We start from the raw sequence: 24,043 nt of genomic DNA on the forward strand, positions 1-24,043 counted from the left end.
AGTAAGCAGTGCGCTGACTTCCTGCCGCATGGTCACTCGCCGGCCCGTATTCGCCGGTTGAGCCGATATACTCTCATAACCATCCTTCGAGCGCTAATCCGTTGACAGAAGACATGTCGATGCGCCGACGGCGATTCGCCAGCGCATTGTGCCGGGTTAAAGACGGAAGGAACGAATAAAACCTCGCGAGCATTAGTCCGGCTGCCAGTTTCTCGACGATCCCTACCGGCAAATTTGTGCCTGCCGGTGAGCTGACAGTGACAGACTAAAAGGTATCGGAATTAAGCGGTCAAAGCGGTTTCGATGATGATAACCACCAGGAGTTTGTATGGCAGTACAAGCTAGCGAAAGGATTGCGAACAATCTCTATCAGGAGAAACTTCACCAGGCCGGAGAATTGCTCACCGAACACAACCTTGATCTGTGGCTAATTCTGGTACGGGAAACCTCAGAACACACTGATCCCGCACTGAAGCTGCTCGGCCATTTTTCGCTGACGTGGCCAACCGCGATCATCCTGACGCGCAGCGGGAGCGCGCTGGCGATCACCGGTTTGGGCGATGATGAAGCGGTGCGCCACGCGGGACTGTTTGACGAGGTACGACCCTACACCCAGAGCATCGGCCCCGAACTGTTGCGGGTATTGCAACGCTACGATCCGCAACGAATCGGGATCAACGTCAGTCGGAGCGATGTCAGCGCCGATGGTCTAAGTTACGGAATGTACCTTAATCTCTGCGACTATCTGGCAGGCACCCCTTACCGTGAGCGACTGGTTTCGGCAGAACATTTTGTCGCCGCGTTACGCAGCCGAAAGACACCGCAAGAAGTAGCGCGGATGCGGGCAGCAGCCGAGTTGAGTATGCGCATCTTTACCGCCGTTGGTGACTTCCTGCATCCCGGCGTTAGTGAACGAGAGGTAGCGGCATTTGTCCACGCTCAAACGCAGGCTGCCGGCGCAACAACCGCGTGGGATCCGGCCCATTGCCCTGGACTCAACGCCGGCCCTAATTCACCGTGGGGACACGTTGGCCCGTCGGATGAAATTGTCCGTCCCGGTGAAGTGTTTCACATGGATTTTGGCGTCCAGCTCGACGGTTACTGCTCGGATCACCAGCGCGTCTGGTATTGCCTGCGACCGGGTGAAAACGCCCCACCAGAGGAGGCACAACATGCGTTCAACGCTGTGAAAGCAGCCATACGCGCCGCGGCAGCGGCAATTCGGCCCGGCGTGGTAGGCTGGGAAATCGATGCCATTGCCCGCCAGACCATTACCGCTGCCGGCTACCCCGAATACCCGCATGCGCTTGGCCATCAGGTTGGGCGCGCCGTGCATGACGGCGGCGTCGGCTTTTACCCGCGCTGGGAACGTTACGGCGATAAACCCTACGGCACAATTGATGCCGGTATGGTATTGACACTTGAACTGGGTGTGCGCACCCGCTACGGCTATATCTCACTCGAAGAAGAGATCCTGGTCACGCCGACCGGCTGTGAATGGATCGGCCCGCCACAAGAAGAGTTGTGGCTGATCCGGTGAAATGGTCGTCATCGCTGGCGGTAGCGAAGGGGCGCAGCGCGCTGCGCCCCTTCGAACTTCAGGTCACGGCTATCGTTCGCTGCAGCGCCAACTATCGTGTTGAAACGTTAGATCCTCATAATTAGAGATATTAAGCATATTTAGAGTTATTGAACTATTCCCCGCTGTCACATGGATTCATTTATTGTGCAATGTCGCACAAGAATCTCGACAAAGGGTTATGGTATACTATTGCTAAATCACAGCATAGCGTGATGCAAGCAGGCCACGATGCCAGCGGCTTCTCTTGACCTTGTTTGGGTGAAGCGTTGCGACGCGAGACGGCTGCAACAGTCAGCCTGATTGTCGTTCGCTACTCATCACTGGTTGGCAAACCAGTTGGGAGGAGTGTTCAGGTGAGCGACTCGATCGCGATTGAACTCCGCGACGTCGTCAAACGGTTTGGCGATGTGGTCGCGGTCGATCACGTTAATCTTCAGATTCGCGATGGCGAGTTTTTTTCATTGTTGGGGCCAAGCGGATGTGGCAAGACCTCAAGTCTGCGCATGATTGCCGGGTTTGAGTTGCCGACTTCCGGCAGCATTATCATTCATGGCCGCGAGATGGGCATCACCCCACCTCACCAGCGCCCGGTCAATACCGTCTTTCAATCGTATGCCCTCTTCCCCCATATGACGGTGGCGCAGAACGTTGCATTCGGCCTGGAGATGCGCAAGACACCGAAAAATGAAATTGCGCGCCGCGTCCAGGAGGCGCTCGATCTGGTGCGACTATCGGGATTGGAAGAGCGGCGTCCGCGTCAGCTCTCTGGTGGACAGCAACAGCGGGTAGCGCTGGCCCGCGCGCTGGTCAATCATCCCGAAGTATTGCTGCTTGACGAGCCGCTCGGCGCACTCGATCAAAAGCTGCGCAAAGAGATGCAGCTCGAATTGAAGAGTTTGCAGGTCCGGGTAGGGATTACCTTTGTATTCGTGACTCACGATCAGGAAGAAGCGTTAACGATGTCGGATCGGATTGCGGTCATGAACAAGGGCAAAATTCTACAGGTCGGCACGCCAACCGAAATTTACGAGCGACCTAATTGCCGGTTTGTGGCCGATTTTATTGGTGAAACCAACTTTATCGATGGGGTGGTGATCGGGCGAGATGGCAACTACACGGTGTTGGAAACACCAGAGGGATTGCGCTTCCGCGGACTGGCTGCTCGCCCATTGAGCGATGGCACGAGCGTTACTTACTCGATTCGACCCGAGAAAGTGCGCCTGCTGACGCCTGATGGCGCATTGCCACCCGATGGGCTAGCTGGTACGGTGATGAGTGTGAACTATATCGGGAGTGATACCCGCATTACGGTGCGAATCAACGACCGGCGCATCATCGATGTCTGGGAACAGAATACCCGCTCGACCCTTGATCGAAACGAGTACTGGCAACCGGGTGAAGCAGCCGTGATTGTCTGCCCGCCTGATAACGCACTCGTGCTCAGCGAGTAGAAGGAGGGTGTGATGGCAACGTTGCAACAACAGCAACAGGGCCGCGACCGGATCCGACTGGCACTCCTGCTCACTCCCGGTTTGCTCTGGCTGGTGCTCTTCTTTGCTCTACCGCTGGTCATCATCTTTGTTTACAGTTTTATGACCAACGATGCGCTGGGCCGGGTCGTTTACCAGCCAACCCTCGACAACTACATTACTGTCTTTACGCAGAGCCTGTACATCAATGCTTACTGGCGATCAATCTGGACCAGCGTACTCACTACCGTCATCTGCTTGCTGATCGGGTATCCGCTGGCCGTGTTTATTGCTCGCAGTCCGCAGCAGTGGCGGATGCCATTACTGATGCTGATCCTGATTCCGTTTTGGACCAACTTTCTGGTGCGCATTTACGCCTGGCAGATCATTTTGGCCAACAATGGGATCATTAACGGCTTTCTCGAGCTGATCGGAGTAGGGCGATTGCCGCTCCTGAACAATGAAGGCGCAACGCTGATCGGCCTGATCTACGGCGAGTTACCGTTTATGGTTTTGCCCCTCTATGCCGCCATTGACCGGTTTGATTTCACCCTGATGGAGGCTGCGGCTGATCTCGGCGCCAATAAAATTCAGGCCTTTCTCCGCATCATGTTGCCGATGACGATGCCGGGGATTGTTGCCGGTTCGGTGCTGGTATTCATTCCAACGCTGGGTCAATTTGTGGTGTCTGAACTGTTAGGGGGAGCAAAAGTTGACTATCTCGGCAATTTGATTCAGCGTCTCTTCCTGCGCGCCAACCCTATCAATTGGCCGCTTGGTTCGGCAATGGCGGTTTTGATGATGATCGTGCTATTGGTGTTGATCATGTTGTACTTCCGCGCCACAACGGAGGAAGAGCGATGATCAAGACAGCGCCTGCCACAACCACTGCGGCGCGGATGCAGACCGCGTTTAGCGAAGGTCGCCTGACCTGGAGCGGTCTTGCCCTGACCGTCTTCTCAATTCTGGTCTACCTGTTTCTCTACGCGCCGATCATCGTTCTGGTCGTCTTTTCGTTCACCCGCGATGAGTTTGGCGTGCGCTGGACGGGATTCACGCTTGACTGGTACATCCGGCTCTTTAACAATCCGCGGATGATGGGAGCGGCGTGGAATACGCTGGTGGTGGCGACTGTTTCAACAATCGTCTCAACGATTATCGGCACCCTGCTGGCGATGGCAATGGAACGCTACCGGTTTCGCGGGCGCAACGCTATGGAGGGATTGATCTACTTGCCGATTGTTGTGCCCGAAATCGTGATGGCGGTAGCGCTACTGGCCTTTTCGGCGATCGTATTCGACCTGATCAAGCTGGCAACCGGCGAAACACTTCGCCGCAGCCTGACGACAGTAACCATCGGTCACATCGCGTTCAGCATTTCGTTTGTTGTGGTCGTAGTGCGCACCAGTCTTAAGAATTTTGACCGCCGGCTGGAGGAAGCGGCAGCCGATCTCGGCGCCGATAGCTGGAATACCTTTTGGCGCATTACCTTTCCGCTCATCTTGCCCGGTATTGTTGGCGGCGCTCTGCTCGCATTCACGCTATCGCTCGACGATTTCATCATTTCACTGTTCCTGTCAGGGCCGGGAACATCTCTTTTGCCGGTAGAGGTCTACAACCGGGTGCGGCGAGCGGTGACGCCAGAAATTAACGCGATTTCAACCCTCATGCTGATCCTGTCGATGGCGCTGGTGGCGCTCTCTCAATTGCTCCAGCGCCGGCGGTGAGACGAAGAACCTATCAGGAAGGGAGAAGAGTAATGCAGATGCTACGAGTGTTGTTAGTTACATTGTTGTTGGCGCTTGCCGCGTGTGGCGGGGGTGGCCAGCCGGCAACAAGTCCGGGAAATGAGTATGGCGCCAGCGGCGGTGATACCCCTGAGTCAGGTGACGGAGTTGATCGAAGCCGTTTGGCCCGCGAACTCTATTTCTACAACTGGTCAGATTACATCGACCCCGCTATTCTCGAACAGTTCGAGGCTGAATACGGTGTGAGGGTGATTGTTGACACCTACGATAGCAATGAAGACATGCTGGCGAAAATCCGGGCCGGCAATTCAGGCTACGATATTGTGGTGCCAACGGATTACGCGGTGCAAATTATGATCGCCGAGGGGTTGGCCGCGCCGCTTGACAAGTCGCTCCTGACTAATCTTGTCCATCTCGATCCGAATTTGCTCGATCAGTACTTCGATAAGGGGAATGTCTACTCGATCCCGTATATGTACGGCATTACCGGCATTGCCTACAATACCAAATTCTTCCCCGATGGGATTGATAGCTGGGCTGCTATTTTCGAACCGGAGCAGATTGCTGAGTTCAGAGGCAAAATCAGCATGCTTGATGACGCGCGTGAAACGCCAGGCGCAGCCCTACGTTACATCGGACAATCGCTTAATTCAACCGATCCGGCGGCGCTTGAGCGGGTAAAGGAGATTTTGCTGGCGCAGAAGCCGTATCTGGCTGCTTACAACAGCTCAGATGTCAACCGCAAGCTGGCAAGTGAAGAGTATGTGCTGGCGCATTCGTGGAGCGGCTCGGCAATGCAGGCTCGCAATGGATTGGGCGATGAATTCAGCGGCAATCCAGACATTGCCTTTGTTATCCCGAAAGAAGGCGGGATGATCTGGATGGATAATCTGATGATCCTGAAGGACTCTCCCAATGCTTACACAGCCCACGTATTTATGAATTTCCTCATGCGCCCGAAAGTGTCGGCGCAGAATACCGAGTACATCGGCTATCTCACACCGAATAAAGATGCGCTCGACCTGTTGTCAGACGAGATCAAAGAACTCTACCAGCAGGGTTTCGCTCCCGACGAAGAGATGTACAAGCGACTTGAGTGGGCAGTGCGAAACGAAGGCACAACAGCGTTCGACGATCTGTGGACAGAGATCAAGGGTGAGTAGCCTCACAGGTTGACAACCGGCAGGTGAACTCAACCGAACAGGGCGAATAAGTGATACCTGGAGAGAGGGGTTAGCTGGCAGTAACGACGTTACTGCCAGCTACTTTCTATTGCGCAGAAGCGAGCCTGTGCAATACTGACTTCAGCGATGCTAACCTGAGCGGAGTCTATCTCTGCGGAGCCAACCTGCGCAACGCCATTCTCAGTCGGGCCAACCTGGCCCGGGCCAATCTGAGTGGCGCTAACCTGCGTGGCGCTCATATGCGCGGCGTCAATTTGCGCGAAGCCAGTCTGACTGACGCCGATCTGACCGATGCCGATCTCACTGATGCCGATCTGACCGATTGCGATCTGACCGGCGTTAAAGGGTTGAATGTATGATAGGCCGACAGTCGCGCTGAGGGTGGTTGCGCGACACCCTCAGCGTCGATCAAAACCCAGACGACGCCCCCTATCGCGCCTGACATCACTGCCACCCTCATCACATTCAAGAGCCACTCTCAATCATCACCGGCACAACCGGTTCGAGAATCTCACGCAAAAATCGACCGGTATGCGATGTGGGATGACGGGCAACCTCTTCGGGAGTGCCAAGCGCCACCACTTCACCGCCGCCATCGCCGCCTTCCGGTCCCATATCGATCACATAATCAGCGGTCTTGATCACATCGAGATTATGTTCGATAACCACCACCGTATTACCGGAGTCAACCAGACGATGCAACACCTGTAAGAGATTCTGAATATCGGCAAAATGCAAACCGGTCGTTGGCTCATCAAGAATGTAAATGGTGCGACCGGTTGCCACCCGGGCCAGCTCTTTCGCCAGCTTTACGCGCTGCGCCTCGCCACCCGACAGCGTTGTTGCCGGTTGACCAAGTTTGATATAGTCGAGACCAACATCGTGCAGGGTTTGCAAGATCCGACGAACGCGGGGCACATTGGCAAAAAACTCTAGCGCCGTCTGCACATCCATATCAAGCACATCGGCAATCGTCTTGCCCTTGTACTTGACCTGCAACGTTTCACGGTTGTACCGTTTACCCTTACATTCGGCGCAGCGCACCCAGACATCGGCCAAAAATTGCATATCGATCTTGATCTCGCCATTGCCTTCACAGGCTTCACAACGCCCACCGCGAATATTGAAACTGAAGCGTCCCGGCCCATAGCCACGCAGTTTGGCTTCAGGGGTCTCGGCAAACAACTCACGCAGCAGATCGAACAACTTAACATAGGTAGCCGGATTCGAGCGCGGCGTGCGCCCAATCGGTTGCTGATCGATATTGATAACCTTATCCAGGCGTTCCAGGCCGTGCAGAGCGCGGAAGGGGCCAGGTTTGAGCTGAGCGCGGTTGAGCCGATTAGCCAGCGCCGGGTAAAGCGTCTCGGTAATCAGTGATGATTTGCCCGATCCAGAGACGCCGGTCACTGCGATGAAACAGCCGAGCGGGAAGCTGACCGAAACATCACGCAGATTGTTGAGGGTTGCGCCTTCGAGCGTTAGCCAGCCGTTGTTGGGATGGCGGCGGGTCGGCGGGGTCTGAATGGTCAATCGCCCTGATAGATACTGACCGGTGAGCGAGGTCGGGTGTTGGGCAACCTGAGCAGGTGTGCCGGCAGTAACAATTTGCCCCCCTTTGACACCGGCGCCAGGGCCGAAGTCGATAATCCAGTCGGCGGCCTGCATCGTTTCAAGGTCGTGTTCGACTACGATCAGGGTATTGCCGAGATCGCGCAGGCGTAAGAGCGAGTCGAGCAACTTGCGATTGTCACGCTGGTGCAAGCCAATACTCGGCTCATCAAGGATGTACATCACGCCGACCAGCCCTGAACCGATTTGAGAAGCGAGACGGATCCGCTGCGCTTCGCCACCAGAGAGGGTCGGCGCAGCGCGGTCGAGCGTCAGGTAGTGCAGACCGACATTGTGTAAAAAACCGAGCCGCTCGCGGATCTCTTTCAACACATCGCCTGCAATCGCCAGCGCGGTTTCATTGAGATGGTTAGGTAACTCACGCGCCCAATCGAGGGCCTGGGCAACATTCATGCGGGTCACATCGCGGATCGAGCGCCCGGCTACGCGCGCGGCCAGACTTTCGGGGCGCAACCGGGCGCCTTCACAGTCAGGGCATGGCTGTTCGCTCATATACTGGGTGTAATATTCGCGCATCGTATCCGAGCCACTCTGCATGTAGCGGCGACGGATTTCACTGGCCAGCCCTTCCCACACACGATAATACTCGCCACGCGAGCCACCTTCGTGTTCCCAGGCGAATCGGATACGCTCCTGACCGCTGCCGTAAATGATGGCATCACGTTGACGCTGGGTCAGCTCATCCCAGGGCGCATCAAGATCGATACGATAATGGGCAGCGATAGCGAGGAGAGCTTTGTAAGCCCAGGTATCCTGCTTCTTGCGCATCTCGCCCCAGTAGGTGACGGCGCCGTCGTGGATCGAGAGCGCGCCGTTGGGCACAAGCAAGCCCGGATCAACTTCGAGCCGCGCGCCCAGGCCGGTACACGTCGGACAGGCCCCTTGAGGCGAATTGAACGAGAACATCTGCGGCGTCAATTCGGGAAACGAGATCCCACACGACGGGCAGGTATTACTCTCGCTCATCAACCACTCACGTGGTTGGGCGGGATCGGTCGGCTCATCGGCCAGACTGATGATGACCTTCCCTTCACCAACCCGCAAAGCCGTCTCAACACTATCGGTCAGGCGGGTTGTAAACGAGTCGAGATCGCCATTAGCAATGGCCTGCGGGATAGCCAACCGATCGATCACCACCTCAATAGAGTGTTTCACCTTCTTGTTGAGTTTAATCTCTTCATCGAGTGAGCGGATCTCGCCATCAACCCGCACCCGGACGAACCCCTCGGCTTTGGCTTCAGCGAAAATATCCTTGTACTCACCCTTACGTTGTGACACGACCGGCGCCAGCACCATAAAGCGCGTGCCCGGCGGCAGCGTCATAATCCGATCAACCATTTGTTGGGCTGATTGAGCGGCCACCGGCTGGCCGCAGCGATGGCAATACTGTTGTCCGACCCGGGCAAACAGGAGCCGCAGGTAATCGTAAATCTCGGTGACAGTGCCAACTGTCGAGCGCGGATTTTTGCTGGCGCTCTTTTGCTCGATGGCAATTGCCGGCGACAATCCTTCGATCAGATCGACCTGTGGTTTTTCCATTTGACCGAGAAACTGACGGGCATAAGCCGAGAGACTCTCGACGTAACGTCGCTGCCCTTCGGCATAGAGGGTATCGAAGGCGAGCGAACTCTTACCCGAACCACTCACACCGGTCAATACCACCAGTCGGTCACGCGGAATTTCGACATCAATCCCCTTGAGATTGTGCTCGCGCGCGCCCTTGATCACGATTGTCGTTTTGGCCACGGTCGTCTCCGCTACACTACGAACGAAGAGAAAGCGCCGCCCCTTCGGCGACGCCACTAATCTGCCTTTCAGTATACCACGTTTTACCAGAACAAACGGGCGAAATATGCCGTTCTACAAAACCTCGATTATTCGGCGTGAACCGCCACCTCTGATGCAACATCGGTTGTTGCCGACTGCGGCAAGGTGATAAAGCGGCTGCGCAGGGTACTGAACAGAACTACCAGCGCACCGACCAGCAACGCCGATCCGATCAGGTAAGGCGCACTCGGCGCAATCAGATCGAACAGCATGCCGGCGAGCAATGGCCCAAACACCATTGTCAGGCTGGTGAACGCCTGCACGCCGCCGAGCGTTGTGCCTTGTTCGGTAGCCAGCACCGACTGTGAGACAAGGCTGGTCAGTGACGGCGTTACCATACCGCTACCCAGAGCAACGATACCGATAGCCGGGAACAACATCCAGGACGCTGTAGCAAGACCAATAGCGATGAACCCGATAGCCATCAGCGTCAGACCGGCGATAGCCAGCCGCGCCTCACCGAAGCGCGCCACCAGCTTGCGGATCAGAAAGCCCTGCACGATGACCGCAATCAAGCCGATAAAGGCAAATATCAACGCGTTTTGCTGGGGGCCAAAACCGAAACGCACATCGCTGTAAACCGGAAAATTGCTCTGCAAACCAGCAAATGCAAGATTAAACAGAACGCTACCGACAATAAATGGTTGCACGCGAACGTCGGCAGCTACAGCGATTAGCCGGCTAACCGGATTAAAGTTGCGCGAGACGGTTTGAGCGCGCTTCTCAGGTGGCAACGACTCGGGCAGACGGAAGAAACCGAAAGCGAAATTGGCGAAGCTCAGCGCAGCGGCAAAGAGGGCTGGCGCCTGCAAGCTCACGTTGGCCAGCAAACCGCCAATGGCCGGCCCCAGCATAAAACCGAGACCAAAGGCAGCGCCAATCATCCCCAGGCCACGCGCGCGATCTTGCGGCAGCGTAACATCAGCAATGTAAGCTTGCGCTGTGCTGATACTGGCACCGGTGATTCCGGCAGCAATGCGGGCAAGAAAGAGCAAACCGATCACGGTCTCTATGCCAAGAAACGTCAGATTCTCGGCCAGCGCGAAGACCAGGTAGCTGAGACCGGCGCCAAACAGGCTGAAGAGGAGAACCGGTCGTCGCCCGAAACGATCGCCGAGCGCGCCCAGAACAGGCGCAAAGAGGAACTGCATCAGCGCATAGGAAGCAGTCAACGCGCCCACGATCACGGCGCGATTGTCGGCCAACCATGGCCAGCTTGAACGTTCAACAATTTTGACATATTCAGGCAGCAACGGTAACACAATACCGATGCCGAGCAAGTCAATGAAGATGGTCAGAAAGATAAAAACGAGTGGTGAACGACGTTTCATGATTTGGGAACCTCACCGTACCAATTGCGTAAAGAGGGCTAACCTCTAATTGATCTGACTAGATTTCTCTGTCAGTCGGCACGCGCCTGTCCAATTACCTCAAGGACGGCCACTTGCGTGTAGAAAGGTTTGCTTCTCGAATTATATGGTAATACACACGTTTTGTCAATACTTTGCACAACTTTTGTCCAGAAATGGAGATGTGGTAGCATAAATTGTCAGATCGCGGTATCATGCGGGCATCAGGAGGCGATCCGACACCTTCCGGCAGCGGGATCAGCATGGCATTCGACGGCTTCACAACTGAACGGCTCACCGGCATTCCACCGGAATTTTTCACCGAGGTACTGCCGGCAATCACCAAACCGAGTGAACTCAAAGTCACCCTGCATCTGTTTTACCGGCTCAGCCAGTTGCGTAGCCGTCCGCGCCGGATCAGTTGGGACGATCTGCGCAAAGACGAACTATTGCGCCGGTCATTGCAGGCGCTCAGCTCGCTCCGATCATTTGAAGAGCTGCTCGATGAAGGGTTAGCAGCGGCAGTGCGACGCGGCACGGTGCTCCATCTGGTCGAACCACTCGACGGACGAGCGCGTAACTGGTACCTGATTAACACGCCGGCAAACCGGCAATGGGCCGCGCAGGCCGCTGCCGGCAAGATTGCGCCGCCGCTTGAGGAGATAAGCGAGCGACCAGGGTTAATCGAATTGTACGAACAGAATATCGGGCTGGTGACACCGCTGCTGTTAGAAGAGTTGCGCGCTGCCAGCGACCGTTATCCAGCCGAATGGATTGAAGACGCCATTCGGGAAGCAGTGCGGGCCAATGCCCGTTCGTGGCGTTATATTCAGCGCATGCTGGAGAGGTGGGCCGCCAATGGACGAGAATCTGCGTCGTATCAAACCGGACGATCTATCGATATTGAAAAATATACCAGCGGACAGCTTGGACACCTCTTCCGCCGAGGAAGCGACGAGAGCGACCTCTGAAGCGGTGTGTCCGATTTGTCGCGGCGCCGGGTATTACACGCTGGCCGTGCCATACGGCGATCCGAACTTTGGCGTGTTGATCACGTGTCGGTGCAAACAGGCGGAAAAAGAGCGCCGTCGCTATGAAGAGCTGGAGCGGCTTTCAAATCTGGCGCCGTTACGCGACAAGACGTTTGCGACCTTCGATCGCGCGGTACCCGGCGTGCAACGAGCATTTGCGCGCGCCTACGAATACGCCCAGAATCCGCAGGGCTGGTTGATCTTATTTGGCGGCTATGGCTGCGGCAAGACCCATCTGGCAGCAGCGATTGCCAATGAGGCACTGGATCGTCACACACCGGTACTCTTCACCGTCGTGCCCGACCTGCTCGATCACCTGCGTTCAACGTTCGGCCCCAATTCGGAAACGGCTTACGATGAACGTTTCGAGCTGGTGCGTGATGTGCCGTTGCTCATTCTTGATGATCTGGGTACTGAAAACACAACGCCGTGGGCGCGCGAAAAACTTTACCAGATCATGAACCATCGGTATAATTATGCTTTACCAACAGTGATCACCAGCAATCGTGATCCGAAGGACATTGATCCGCGCATCCTGTCTCGGATGTTTGATACCGCCATTTGCCGGGAACGAATTTTGATCGAGGCGGGCGATTACCGTCGCTTAAGCCTGGAACAGCGGTACAATCCGCGCCGAAAGCGCAACGATAGTTCGCATACGCAACGTTAATAAGAACAGAAAGCACTTCGAACATGAGTTTGCGACATTTTCTTTCTGCGGCTGATCTGAGTCGCGCTGAAGCAGAAGCGCTGCTCGACCGGGCGGCAGCGCTGAAAGCAGCGTGGCGAGCTGGTGTTACCGATGATCGCCCTTTGCTTGGGCAGACGCTGGCCCTGGTCTTTGAAAAGCCCTCGCTGCGCACACGAGTCGCGTTTGAAGCGGGGATGACTCAGCTTGGCGGCCATCCGTCGTACCTTTCGGCCAACGATATCGATATGGGTGGGCGAGAAAGTGTGCCCGATGTCGCCCGCAACCTGAGTCGCTGGGTTGCCATTATCGCCGCGCGCGTCTTTAAACACGCTACCGTCGAGACGCTGGCCCGCTACGCGAGCGTACCGGTAATCAATGCCCTGTCTGATCGTGAACATCCCTGTCAGGCGCTGGCCGACATGTTGACGCTGCGCGAGAAGTTTGGTCGTCTGCAAGGTTTGACACTGGCATACGTTGGCGATGGCAATAATGTTTGTCACTCATTGATGTTGCTCGGCGCAACACTCGGTGTTAACGTGCGCATCGGTTGTCCGATGGATTACCGCCCGGCGCCCGACATTACCGAACTGGCCGAACGGCTAGCTCAAGAACACGATGCAAGCCTGATGATTACCACTTCGCCGGTCGAGGCCGTTAGCGGCGCCGATGCTGTGTATACTGATGTATGGGCATCGATGGGGCAAGAGCACGAAGCGGCTCGCCGGCGTCCGGTCTTCACACCGTACCAGGTCAATGAAGATCTCATGGCACACGCCGCACCGCGCGCGCTCGCTATGCACTGTCTGCCGGCGCACCGCGGTGAAGAGGTAACGGCTGGCGTGATTGACGGGCCGCAGTCAGTAGTTTTCGAACAGGCAGAGAATCGCCTCCACGTGCAAAAGGCGCTTATCTTGCTCTTGTTAGGGAAATAGCGCCAATAGAAGTGGAAAGAGCGTTATGGCAGGGAACCGGGCAATTTTCGATCGGGCGATGGAGCAGTGCCGGGACGCATCGGCGCGAGGACAGTGGGAAGACGCTCTCCGCGCCGCAGTGCGAGCCTTGCAAGAATTTCCCCAGGATGTCGAGGCGCGCGCGGCAGCGGCAGTAGCCCTCTTTCAAACCAATCGGTTCGATAAAGCGTTGCAGGCTTTCGGTGACCTGCACCAGACCGATCCAGAAAATGTTTTCTACATTGACTACATTGCCCAGTGCTACCGCCGGCAAGGCGACACTGATGCAGCGGCTGAAGCCTACACGCTGCTGGCTGATCTGCATAGCGCGCAGGGACGCGCCTTGCAGGCGGCAGAAGCGTTGCGCGAATTACTTGCGCTGCAACCAGAGCTAGACGGACAACGACGTCGCCTGGCTCAGCTCTACGAGGATTTTGGCGCTTTGCCTGAAGCGGCTGAGACCCATCTTGAGCTGGCGCAACGCCTGATCGCGCAGGGCGATCTGCCCGCAGCTCTAAAAGAGGCAGAATGGGCATTGCGCCTGGCGCCCAATCACCGCGTAGCCCGCGAACTAACGAATCGCTTGCGCGAACAGCTCGGCGGCCAATCGGCTACGCCGCTGCGCGGTACGAGCAGTCTGCGCCCGAATCTTCCCACGAGCGCGTTGCGAGGTTCAGCTTCCCAACCAGAACAACTGGTCACCGAAGCGATTGCTTGCCAGCAGGCTGGCGATGAAGAACGGGCGATCACGTTATACGAGCAGGCATTGCAGGCCGGCCTCGAACGGGCCGATGTGCTCTATTCGCTCGGCTTGCTCTATCAGAGTCGCGGCAATCTGAAAGCGGCGGTGAGTGTGTTAACCCGCGCCGCTGGCGATTCGGAATATGCGCTCTCGGCGCACTTTGCGCTCGGCCAGGTCTACCGCGATCTGGGTCAGTTGCCGCAAGCAGCGCAAGAGTTTGAAACGACGATCGGGCTGGTCGATCTCGAAACCATCGGCAAGGCAGAGGCTGACGATCTGATTGCCATGTACGAGAGCGCTGCTACTATTTACGAGCAACTCGGCGATCTGGCGCGCGCGTCAGCCCTCTATGGGACTCTGGCCGATTTTCTCGCCAGTAAACGCTGGGGCCGTGAGCGAGCCGCCGAGTTTAAGAGTCGATCGAAAGAGCTGGCTGACCGTAATATGTTTGCCAGACTGCGCGCGATGGGCACCGGCGCTTTGCAACCACAACCATCACCGCCACCGGCGCCCTCTGATGCACCGGCGTTGATTGATCCTACCAGCGAACGCTGGGGGAAGATTCGCCCGATTACTGACTTCCTTCGCTCTGGTAGTCGCGCCGATGATCAGCCAACACTTATCAATGAACTGACCGCTGTCGAACAGTTACCGCCAGCAGATGTTGAGCGCGCGCCATCTGTCCTGCTTCAACCAAAATTTCCACCGCCCACACCGCTCGATCCGACCGGCCTTGATGAAATCACTGCGGAATGGCTGACGTTGAGCGGGAAGTACCTCGAACAAGAATTGTTCGATGCCGCACTCGATGCCTGCATGGAGGTCATTCACCGCAATGTTGAATATCTCCCCATCCATCTGCGGATGGGCGAGATTTATGAGCGGCAGGGGCGTTTTGAAGAGGCGCTGGCAAAATATCAATTGCTGATCGAAACTTACCGGGTGCGCGGTGAAGCTGAGAAGGCGATCGATGTCTACTTTCGCTTCATCGAACTCTCACCTGATACAATCAATGCGCGCACGAAGTTGGCTGAGTTGCTCAAACAAACCGGACGGATTGACGAGGCCGTAACTCAATTATTGCACGTTGCCAATACCTATTTCCGTCTCGGTCAAACCAATAAGGCGCTTGAAGAGTTTCGCCGCCTGTTGCAATGGGCACCCCAGCATCAGGAAGCGCACGCTCAATATGGACTGGCCTTGCTCAAACTGGAACGCTTTGAAGCTGCGCTCGATGAGTTCCGCCAGGCCCTTGAATTGGGATCGCCTGATGACCCGGTAGCGCTGGCCCGACTCAATATCACCCTGGCCCTGATGGGCGAACAGCCCCAGGTGATTTGGGACTCGCTGGCAACTGTGCTGGCTCAGTTGCGTCAACAACCCAACGCCTTTACCGCTGTGCAGGCCGAATATGTCGCTATCCTCCTGATCGAGGAGCGCGCTCTGTTGCACTACATGCTGGCAATCATCCAGCAACAGCACGAACAGCATCAGTCGGCATTGCTCTCGCTGGAACAGGCGCAAATGCTCCTGCAAAGCGAACCCGATCCGTTGCTACCACCCGCGCTGGTCTATCGGGCCGCAGCCGACAGTTATATCGCTTTAGGGAATGCGGAGGCGGCACTCGATCAGTTGCGTCGCGGTCAGGCAGTCTCGGAGCAGACATCGCCTGAGACGGCGATTCAGCATCCATTTGCCATTCCACCTTCGCGGGCCGACTTCGCGCGCCGCATGGCTGAAGCCTATGCTTTGAGCGAGGATCTGACCGGCGCCGAACAGGCGTTGCTTGAAGCAAAGAAGCTGCTGCCATACGATCGAGCAATTTACACCAAGCTGGCCGAAGTCTATTTCCGCCAGGGGAAATTAGCCGAGGCGTTAGCGCAGCTTGACGAACTGGCGACATACTACGAAGAGCATCAGCAGCTTGACCGGGCAATTGAGATGCTCGAATTTGCCGCGCGATTGGCGCCAAGTCACATTGGAATGAGCAATCGGCTGGCCCGGTTGCAACTGCGGCGCGGCTATTTAGATCAGGGATTGAAAGGCCTGGTGCGGGTCAGCGAATTGCAGAAGCGCGCCGGTCAGTTGAAAGATGCTGTGGCTTCGTTGCAGGAAGTGGCTCAGACCTACTGGATGATGAGCGATCACGAACGCGCGCGCGAGATGTATGATCGCATCGTCCAGATTGCACCCAACGACATTGAGGCGCGCCAGTGGTTAGCTTTGATGCATACGCTGGGGCGACGCACGAAAGAGGCGATCAGCGAGAAGAAGCAGATCGCCCGTATCTTTGCTCAACAACGAGATTACGATAATGCCATCGCCGAGCTGCACCAGATTATTGGACTCGATCAGCAAGATCTGGAAGCGTACTTTATGCTCTATGACATGCTGATGCGGCGCGAAGAGTATGGACAGGCGAGCCAGTTGTGCCGCCGTATGTTGAAGATGCCAGGTGTTGAGACGGAACGTGTCGAAGCGATGTTGAGCGCCGCTAATCGTATGCTCGAGCAACGAAAGCCGGCGCCGCCACAGAGTTGACGATGGTAGAGTTCGAGCGTCTCTGGGCGCGGCTGAATCCACTGACCTCGCCCTTTGCGCTGATTGACATCTTGATCGTTGCCGCGTTTTTCTACTGGTTACTGGGCATTGTGCGGGGTACTCGCGCAGTGCAGTTGTTGCGTGGGGTTGGTATTTTGCTGGCAATCGCATTTCTGATGCCGTCGATTGCCAGCGATCGCCTGACCTTGCTCAACTGGCTGGTGGTGAATGTGATCTCACCGGCGCTGATTGTGGCCATTCCGGTGCTCTTTCAGCCAGAGTTACGCCGCGCCCTGGAAAGCCTGGGTCGCTCAAGCGATCTGTTCGGGCGGCCATTCGGCGGAGTTAACCGTTCTGAGTTGCTCGAAACTATTAACGTGATCAGCCGCGCTGCTGCGCAAATGTCGCAGCAAGGGGTTGGCGCGCTGATGGTGATCGAACGCCGCACCCAGTTGCAAGAATTTGCCGATCGCGGCGTTATTATCGATTCGCGCATTTCTGTGCCATTGCTACTCAACATCTTCTATCCTAATTCGCCGCTGCATGATATGGCTGTCATCATTCGCGGTAACCGCATTCTAGCCGCCAATGTGGTGCTTCCACTGAGCGAAGACATTTCCGGACCTCGACGCTATGGCACCCGCCATCGCGCCGCCAAGGGTATTACTGAACAAACCGATGCACTGGCGGTGGTAGTGTCTGAAGAGACCGGCGCCATTTCACTGGTCAGTGATGGTCGTCTGGTCAGCTACCTGACCGAGAGTCGGCTGCGGGCAATGCTGGCTGACTTGATGCAAGTGCCGCTTGAACCAGAAGCGAAGAGGGCAGCATGAACGGCGTGCGTTCGACGGTCTTGCGCGTATTACTGGCCTTTGGCCTGAGCTTTGCCCTCTGGTCGTTCGTTTCGTTTAGCGAAAACCCTGAAGAGACAGCGCGGTTCGAGGATTTGACATTACAGATTGTTGGCCTGGCAACCGATTTGGCTATCGTTGACGCCAATGGCATTCCCACCACCAGCTTTCCTTCAGTTGATGTCACTCTACGCACTGATCGCCGTCAGCGTTCAGAATTGCGTCCGGTTGACATTCGAGTTGTGGCCGATCTGAGCGGACTCGGTCCCGGCGATCATATAGTGCCGATCAATGTACAACCAACTCGGAGCAATCTCTCGTTTAGCGTCTCATCCGAAGGGGTAGAACCGCCAACAATTACTGTTCGTCTGGAACCAATCGAGACCATTACTGTACCGATCAATCTCGAAATTATCGGCTCACCGCCATTTAGCTTCGAACGAGGCACGCCTGAGCTGCGTTACAACGGCGAAATGATTCGCGCGGTAGAGGTCAGCGGCCCCCAAAGTCGCGTCTTACGAGTGGTAGCCGCGCGCACAGTTGCCAACATTGCCCAGTTGCGTGCCACCTATAATGCGCCTCTCAACCTGACTCCGGTTGACGCCAATAATCAACCTATCGAAGGGGTACAGGTACGACCGGCAACGATTACCGTGATCATCCCGATCAATCCGGTAGTCGGATTGCGGCTGGTGCCGGTTGCCCCACTTATCATCGGCTCGCCAGCACCCGGCTATACCGTAAGCAGGATTGAGATTGAACCACCACTGATTACCCTTACCGGTAGCTCTGGTCCGCTTGACGCGATTAGCCTCTTGCAAACCGAAGTGATTGACATCAGTGATGCGCGCGAGACAGTAGTTCGGATCGCGCCGTTGATCATACCAACCGGAACCTCGCCGGCGCAGGGCGAACCCGATGTAGTGACCGTGACCGTCGAAATCACGCCCATCGCTTTGCCGTTTCAAGTGCGGCTACCGGTTGAAATCACCCTCACTGGCGCGCGCAGTGATGTGATCGCAACGGTGCAACCTGGCGTGGTTGAGATCACCTTTTCGGGGATAAGCGATCAACTGACGGCACTGGCTGCTGCGCCATTAGTTGTTCAGTTCGATTTGAGCAACCTTGCGCCGGGAGTCTACCCATTTCCTGTGCGGCCCAATCTCCCCAATGGGGTGAGTATCGTCGGCGAGCCACCAGAAGTGACGATAACTATCGTGCCGATCCCTACACCAACACCTTCACCCACACCAGAAGCGACTGCCGAGCCTGAGGCGGAGCTAACTCCAACACCCGATTCGTCATCACCCTGAACAGAGTAAACCGGCTCACAGCGCGCTGTGAGCTGCCTGCCTCTCGTGGGTAGCAACTTTACAGCCAGACACGAAAAGACCGTATTCAATGCTGCGCCAAAGACCAGGTGATTTATGCCAAATTGGGCCTCACCTGGTCTGGCACATTCTCGCAAATGATGATATGCAAAAGTGATGATCGTTTCCCAGAGCAAGATAAAGAGATCGTCGAGTCGATACCGGCAAGCATCATGATGGAGCGCAAGATAGCGAACGGCGCGATGGTCACTCAGAGCGCAACCGGGGCGCAGCGTATTGCGCCCCGGTCGCCTGACTCCACACCTCTTTCGCGCGCTTTGCTTATCCCATTGGATCGATCAAGGTTGGCGCGAAACCATTGCCATTTTCGTCCGGATCCTCCACTGAGAGCGCAGCCACGCGGTCACCGGTCGCAACGTTTACCACCGTCACCCCCTGCGTGGCCCGCCCCAGGCGCGAAATCTCGCTGGCGCTGGTGCGCATGACCATCCCACCGGTCGTGATGAAGGTCAGCAACGAGCGCTCGTGTACAACTGCGGCAGCCGCCACCTCATCTTGTTCGTTGCGCAGTCTGATCGTGATCACCCCACCGGTAGCGCGCCCCTTCACCGGATACTCACTGAGCGCAGTGCGCTTACCGATCCCGCGAGCGGTGACGACCAGCAGATCGGCGCCGTCCTCTGCCAGGTCCATACTGACAACCCGGTCACCCTCAGCCAGATTAATCCCGATCACACCGGTGGCGGGGCGGCCCATTGGACGCACTTCACTCTGCTCGAAGCGCAGTGTCTGACCACGAGCAGTTGTAAGCAGAATATCTTCATGACCGTGGCTCACCCGCACCCAACCCAGCACATCACCCTCTTCCAGCCCGATTGCAATCAGACCATTCGAGCGCACCTGACTATACTCGCGCAGTTGTGTCCGCTTGATCTTGCCGCGCACTGTTGCCATCACAAGATACTCGGCATCGAATTCGCGCACAGCCAGCATTGAGGTCACCTGCTCACCCGGTTCGAGTGAAACCAGATTCACCAGAGGCAAACCTTTGGCAGTGCGCGAGCTGTCGGGCACCTCGTGTGCTTTGAGCTGATAGACCTTGCCACGGTCGGTGAAGAAGAGCAGGTTATCGAGCGAATTGCACGTCAACAGGTGACGCACAATGTCCTGTTCGCGGGTCAGCATCCCTTTAATGCCGCGCCCACCACGACGCTGAGTGCGGTAAGCATCAGGCAACTGACGTTTGATATAACCTCGATCGGTGAAGGTAATCATCACCCGCACATCAGGGATCAAATCCTCGTCACTGACTTCACCGGTAACGTCAGGAATGATGCGCGTGCGTCGCGGGTCGCCGTACTTTTCCTTCAGTCGCGCCAAATCCTGCTGGATGAGATGCAACACCTTGCGTGGATTGGCCAGAATGTCTTCCAGCTCGGCGATCAGCTTGATCACCTCGCGATATTCATCTTCGATCTTCTTGCGCTCAAGCGCAGCCAGCCGACGCAATTGCAGCTCGAGGATCGCCTGGGCCTGCCGTTCGGTCAGAGCAAAGTTTTGCATCAAATTGTTGCGCGCGCTTTCAGCCGTGCGCGAATTGCGGATCGTCTGGATCACAGCGTCGAGATTATCAAGCGCAATCTTCAACCCTTCGAGAATATGGGCGCGTTCGCGCGCGCGGGCCAGATCGAACTCGGTACGACGGCGAATCACCTCCTGGCGGTGACTGATGTACTCTTGCAGCAACCGTTTGAGCGTCAAGACGCGCGGCTGGCGCCCGTGCTCGACCAGCGCCAGCATATTGACGCCAAAGGTGGTTTGCATCTGCGTATGCTTGTACAGCGCATTCAGCACCTTTTTCGGTTGCGCATCTTGCTTGAGCAAAATGACCAGCCGCATCCCATTGCGGTCGCTTTCATCACGCACATCACGGATTCCCTCGATCTTGCGATCTTTGACCAGCTCGGCGATGCGCTCTTGCAAACGGGCTTTGTTTACCTGATAGGGTAATTCGGTCACGACGATCATATATGCGCCGCGTCCGGCCTCTTCGATATGAGTCTTGGCGCGCAAGGTAATCTGACCGCGACCGGTGCTATAGGCAGCGAGGATGCCATCTGTGCCGAGGATCAAGCCGGCAGTGGGAAAATCGGGGCCGGGGATGATCTTCATCAGCTCTTCGACCGTCGCTTCCGGATGATCGATGAGATAACTGATCGCATCGCACAGCTCACTCAGATTGTGCGGCGGGATATTGGTAGCCATGCCGACTGCGATGCCGGATGCGCCATTGAGCAGCAGATTGGGCAAGATAGCGGGCAACACTACCGGCTCGCGATAGCTGCCATCGAAGTTGTCGCGGAAATCGACCGTATCCTTCTCGATTTCGTTGAGTAGCTCTTCGGCAATTGGGGCAAGACGGGCTTCGGTATAGCGCATTGCCGCCGGTGGGTCACCGTCGATTGAGCCGAAGTTACCCTGACCATCGATGAGCGGGTAGCGCATACTCCACGGCTGCGCCATGCGGGCTAGCGCATCGTAGACTGCGCTGTCGCCGTGGGGGTGCATCTTGCCGAGCACATCGCCGACAATGCGGGCACTCTTCTTGTAGGGCTGGTTGCTGCGGAAGCCCATATCCCACATGCCGTACAGGATACGGCGCTGCACTGGCTTGAGACCGTCACGCGCATCGGGAAGCGCGCGTGAGACGATAACGCTCATCGCGTAACTGAGATAGGCCGTCCGCATCTCGTTGGTGATACTGACGGGCCGAACGATGCCGATTTCCATTGATTGCTCCGTTGGTCGGTTTTAGCGCATCATGATGCGATGTTTACCATCTGATATTATACCTGATCTGGCAGGTTTTGTCGAATAGTTGCGAAAACATGTTCTATCAGACAGGGTTGTGCTACAATTCAGACAGCACCTGCTATCGAAAGGAGGAGCAATGAATGCCGGAGCGCGTCCACTGAACCGGCTGGCCTACGAGGCTAGCCCTTACCTGCAACAACATGCCGATAATCCCGTCGATTGGTATCCCTGGGGTGAAGAGGCGCTTGAACGCGCCCGGCGCGAAGATAAGCCAATTCTGGTTAGCATTGGCTATGCCGCCTGCCACTGGTGCCATGTGATGGCCCACGAGAGTTTTGCCGACCCTGAGGTAGCCGCGATCCAGAACGAGCACTTTATCAATATCAAAGTCGATCGCGAAGAGCGGCCCGATCTCGACAATATTTACATGGCGGCGGCGCAGGCGCTCACAGGACGCGGCGGCTGGCCGCTCAATGTCTTCTGCCTGCCTGACGGCACCCCATTTTACGCCGGCACCTACTTCCCGCCCGATGCCAAGGCGGCCCGCTATCGCATGCCGAGCTGGAAACAGGTGTTGCGCTCGATTGCCGAAGCTTACCGCGCGCGCCGCGACGAGGTTACGGCATCTGCCCACGAACTGCTAAGTCATATCAAACGATTGGCGCAGCCATTGCCTGACACTGCCGCCGTTGATGAGGCGCTGTTGATGACTGCAGCCGCGAACATTGGGCGTGAGTTTGATCCGCAGTACGGCGGTTTTGGCGACGCGCCAAAGTTTCCTCAGCCGCTCGTGCTGGAATTTTTGCTCCGTGCCCATGTGCGCGGTGATGTACAGGCGCTGCCGATGCTGCATCAGACGCTCGAACAGATGGCACGCGGTGGTATGTACGACCAGATTGGCGGTGGCTTCCATCGCTACAGTGTCGACTCGCGCTGGCTGGTGCCTCATTTTGAGAAGATGCTCTACGACAACGCGCTGCTAGCCGAGGTGTATCATCTGGCGTCACTGGTCACCAGTGATCCTTTCCTGACCCGGATCGCCGATGAAACTTTTGCTTATCTGTTGCGCGATCTGCGCCATCCTGATGGCGCCTTTTTCAGCAGCGAAGACGCCGATAGCCTGCCGGCGCCAGGAGCTGCTCACGCTGAAGAGGGTGCATTTTATGTCTGGACGCCTGACGAATTGCGGGCAGCCTTAGGCGACGATGCAGCGCTGGTCAGCGCCTATTATGGTGTGACACGGCACGGGAATTTTGAAGGCAAGTCAATTTTGTATGTGCCCCGGCCACCGTCAGCAGTGGCAGCTATGCTGGGAGTGTCGGTCGAACGGGTTGAAGCGACTGTGGCTCGGGCCAGGCCGATCCTGCGCGCCTTCCGTGAACACCGCCCTCGCCCCTTCCGCGATGAGAAGATTATCACCGCATGGAATGCGCTGGCCATTCGCGCTTTAGCGACCGCTAGCGCGCGCGCGCCGGAATATCTGCCTGCGGCCCGGCAGTGCGCCGATTTCCTGCTCGCCAATCTGCGGCGCACCGACGGTCGATTGTTGCGAAGCTGGAAGGACGGTCGCCAGGGTCCGGCTGGTTTTCTCGACGACTATGCCTTGCTATGCGATGCTTTGCTTGAATTGCACGCCGCCAGCGGCGAAACTCGCTACCTGATGACGGCAATTGAGCTGGCCGACGCAATGCTCGATCTCTTCTGGGATGGCCAGGCCTGGATGTTTTTCGATACCGGCAACGATCAGCCGGCACTGGTGACGCGCCCGCGCGATCTGAGCGATAGCGCAACACCATCCGGTTCTTCAGCAGCCACAATGGCGCTGCTACGCCTGTACGCTATCACCGGGAATGATCTGTACGCGACCCGGGCCGAGCAAGTATTACAACAGACGGCGCCGATGTTGAGCCGTTTTCCGCTTGGTTTTGGCCGGATGCTGTGCGCCGCCGACGTGGCGGTTGGACCAACTCGCGAGCTGGCCATTATCGGCCCGCCTGACCATCCGGCCACGCAGGCTTTGGTGATGACTGCGCGCGCTGCGTATCGGCCCCGATTGGTTATCGCCCGCGCCGCTCCTGGCGATCCGATTACGAGCATCAGCCCACTCTTCGTCGGTCGGACGATGATCGACGGCCAGCCAACTGCCTACCTGTGCGAGCAGTTTACCTGCCAGTTGCCGGTTACAACTCCAGCAGCGTTGCAAGCCCAGTTGGGTGGGTAGAGACACTTCAACTTCACGTTTAATGCGCGTTATCGGTCTGCTTGACCGCGTTGCAAGCCCAGTTGGGTGGGTAGAGACAC

The 24,043-nt window shown here is 56.7% G+C and carries 16 protein-coding genes; 13 read left to right on the forward strand and 3 right to left on the reverse strand.

The features are described 5' to 3' along the window. The first annotated feature begins 328 nt into the window (after nt 1–328). From Q0650_RS09820 to Q0650_RS09845, 6 genes are all read left to right on the forward strand, one after another. The gene (locus Q0650_RS09820; protein WP_298818436.1) at nt 329–1,540 is read left to right on the forward strand and encodes a Xaa-Pro peptidase family protein; all 1,212 of its coding nucleotides are present in this window, start codon (nt 329–331) and stop codon (nt 1,538–1,540) included. 395 nt (nt 1,541–1,935) lie between these two features. After that, entirely contained in the window at nt 1,936–3,033 is a 1,098-nt protein-coding gene (locus Q0650_RS09825; RefSeq protein ID WP_298818438.1) for an ABC transporter ATP-binding protein, read from the forward strand. Between the two features lie 12 nt (nt 3,034–3,045). After that, nucleotides 3,046–3,915, forward strand: a complete 870-nt coding sequence (locus tag Q0650_RS09830) for an ABC transporter permease (protein ID WP_298818441.1) — start codon at nt 3,046–3,048, stop codon at nt 3,913–3,915. Continuing rightward, nucleotides 3,912–4,778, forward strand: coding sequence for an ABC transporter permease (locus Q0650_RS09835; protein ID WP_298818443.1), 867 nt, complete (start codon nt 3,912–3,914; stop codon nt 4,776–4,778). The genes Q0650_RS09830 and Q0650_RS09835 overlap by 4 nt, the downstream gene beginning before the upstream one ends. Before the next feature lie 32 nt (nt 4,779–4,810). Beyond that, a complete protein-coding gene (locus Q0650_RS09840) occupies nt 4,811–5,962 on the forward strand; it encodes a spermidine/putrescine ABC transporter substrate-binding protein (RefSeq protein ID WP_298818445.1) in 1,152 nt (383 codons plus the stop codon). 125 nt (nt 5,963–6,087) lie between these two features. Then, nucleotides 6,088–6,342 carry a pentapeptide repeat-containing protein gene (locus tag Q0650_RS09845; protein WP_333691598.1) on the forward strand — a complete coding sequence of 85 codons (255 nt, stop codon included), beginning with the start codon at nt 6,088–6,090 and terminating at the stop codon, nt 6,340–6,342. Nucleotides 6,343–6,448: 106 nt separating this feature from the next. Here the strand turns inward: Q0650_RS09845 and uvrA are convergent, their stop codons facing one another. Next, on the reverse strand, nt 6,449–9,361 hold the full coding sequence (gene uvrA / locus Q0650_RS09850) for an excinuclease ABC subunit UvrA (protein ID WP_298818502.1): 2,913 nt from the start codon (nt 9,359–9,361) through the stop codon (nt 6,449–6,451). Between the two features lie 128 nt (nt 9,362–9,489). Beyond that, nucleotides 9,490–10,773: an MFS transporter gene (locus tag Q0650_RS09855; RefSeq protein WP_298818447.1), complete on the reverse strand. Its 1,284-nt coding sequence runs from the start codon at nt 10,771–10,773 to the stop codon at nt 9,490–9,492. A gap of 281 nt (nt 10,774–11,054) precedes the next feature. On the opposite strand from Q0650_RS09855, the gene Q0650_RS09860 reads away from it, so the two are divergent. Genes Q0650_RS09860 through Q0650_RS09885 form a run of 6 tightly spaced genes read left to right on the forward strand, consistent with a single transcriptional unit; the run spans nt 11,055 to nt 18,910 of the window. After that, nucleotides 11,055–11,762, forward strand: a complete 708-nt coding sequence (locus Q0650_RS09860) for a DnaD domain-containing protein (RefSeq protein ID WP_367280808.1) — start codon at nt 11,055–11,057, stop codon at nt 11,760–11,762. 46 nt (nt 11,763–11,808) lie between these two features. Further along, nucleotides 11,809–12,492 (forward strand): ATP-binding protein, encoded by a 684-nt coding sequence (locus Q0650_RS09865; protein WP_367280809.1) that lies wholly within the window; start codon nt 11,809–11,811, stop codon nt 12,490–12,492. Between the two features lie 23 nt (nt 12,493–12,515). Next, nucleotides 12,516–13,445 carry an ornithine carbamoyltransferase gene (gene argF / locus Q0650_RS09870; protein WP_298818454.1) on the forward strand — a complete coding sequence of 310 codons (930 nt, stop codon included), beginning with the start codon at nt 12,516–12,518 and terminating at the stop codon, nt 13,443–13,445. 25 nt (nt 13,446–13,470) lie between these two features. Next, nucleotides 13,471–16,746, forward strand: a complete 3,276-nt coding sequence (locus Q0650_RS09875) for a tetratricopeptide repeat protein (RefSeq protein ID WP_298818456.1) — start codon at nt 13,471–13,473, stop codon at nt 16,744–16,746. 2 nt (nt 16,747–16,748) lie between these two features. Further along, the gene (gene cdaA, locus Q0650_RS09880) at nt 16,749–17,579 is read left to right on the forward strand and encodes a diadenylate cyclase CdaA (protein ID WP_298818458.1); all 831 of its coding nucleotides are present in this window, start codon (nt 16,749–16,751) and stop codon (nt 17,577–17,579) included. Next, nucleotides 17,576–18,910: a YbbR-like domain-containing protein gene (locus tag Q0650_RS09885; protein WP_298818460.1), complete on the forward strand. Its 1,335-nt coding sequence runs from the start codon at nt 17,576–17,578 to the stop codon at nt 18,908–18,910. The genes cdaA and Q0650_RS09885 overlap by 4 nt, the downstream gene beginning before the upstream one ends. A gap of 339 nt (nt 18,911–19,249) precedes the next feature. Here the strand turns inward: Q0650_RS09885 and gyrA are convergent, their stop codons facing one another. Further along, on the reverse strand, nt 19,250–21,718 hold the full coding sequence (gene gyrA / locus Q0650_RS09890; RefSeq protein WP_298818462.1) for a DNA gyrase subunit A: 2,469 nt from the start codon (nt 21,716–21,718) through the stop codon (nt 19,250–19,252). A 160-nt stretch (nt 21,719–21,878) separates the two neighbouring features. Here gyrA and Q0650_RS09895 point away from each other — a divergent pair, with 160 nt between their 5' ends. Further along, nucleotides 21,879–23,963, forward strand: a complete 2,085-nt coding sequence (locus Q0650_RS09895) for a thioredoxin domain-containing protein (protein WP_298818464.1) — start codon at nt 21,879–21,881, stop codon at nt 23,961–23,963. The last annotated feature ends 80 nt before the right edge of the window (nt 23,964–24,043 follow it).

This window comes from uncultured Chloroflexus sp. (assembly GCF_937129525.1).
In the GTDB taxonomy this organism is placed as follows: Bacteria; Chloroflexota; Chloroflexia; order Chloroflexales; family Chloroflexaceae; genus Chloroflexus.

Bases quoted from the DNA above. Each gene is read 5' to 3' on its own strand.
- Q0650_RS09820 (WP_298818436.1), top strand. From the start codon at position 329: ATGGCAGTACAAGCTAGCGAAAGGATTGCGAACAATCTCTATCAGGAG.
- Q0650_RS09830 (WP_298818441.1), top strand. From the start codon at position 3,046: ATGGCAACGTTGCAACAACAGCAACAGGGCCGCGACCGGATCCGACTG.
- Q0650_RS09835 (WP_298818443.1), top strand. From the start codon at position 3,912: ATGATCAAGACAGCGCCTGCCACAACCACTGCGGCGCGGATGCAGACC.
- Q0650_RS09840 (WP_298818445.1), top strand. From the start codon at position 4,811: ATGCAGATGCTACGAGTGTTGTTAGTTACATTGTTGTTGGCGCTTGCC.
- Q0650_RS09855 (WP_298818447.1), bottom strand. From the start codon at position 10,773: ATGAAACGTCGTTCACCACTCGTTTTTATCTTTCTGACCATCTTCATT.
- Q0650_RS09860 (WP_367280808.1), top strand. From the start codon at position 11,055: ATGGCATTCGACGGCTTCACAACTGAACGGCTCACCGGCATTCCACCG.
- argF (WP_298818454.1), top strand. From the start codon at position 12,516: ATGAGTTTGCGACATTTTCTTTCTGCGGCTGATCTGAGTCGCGCTGAA.
- Q0650_RS09875 (WP_298818456.1), top strand. From the start codon at position 13,471: ATGGCAGGGAACCGGGCAATTTTCGATCGGGCGATGGAGCAGTGCCGG.
- cdaA (WP_298818458.1), top strand. From the start codon at position 16,749: ATGGTAGAGTTCGAGCGTCTCTGGGCGCGGCTGAATCCACTGACCTCG.
- Q0650_RS09885 (WP_298818460.1), top strand. From the start codon at position 17,576: ATGAACGGCGTGCGTTCGACGGTCTTGCGCGTATTACTGGCCTTTGGC.
- gyrA (WP_298818462.1), bottom strand. From the start codon at position 21,718: ATGGAAATCGGCATCGTTCGGCCCGTCAGTATCACCAACGAGATGCGG.
- Q0650_RS09895 (WP_298818464.1), top strand. From the start codon at position 21,879: ATGAATGCCGGAGCGCGTCCACTGAACCGGCTGGCCTACGAGGCTAGC.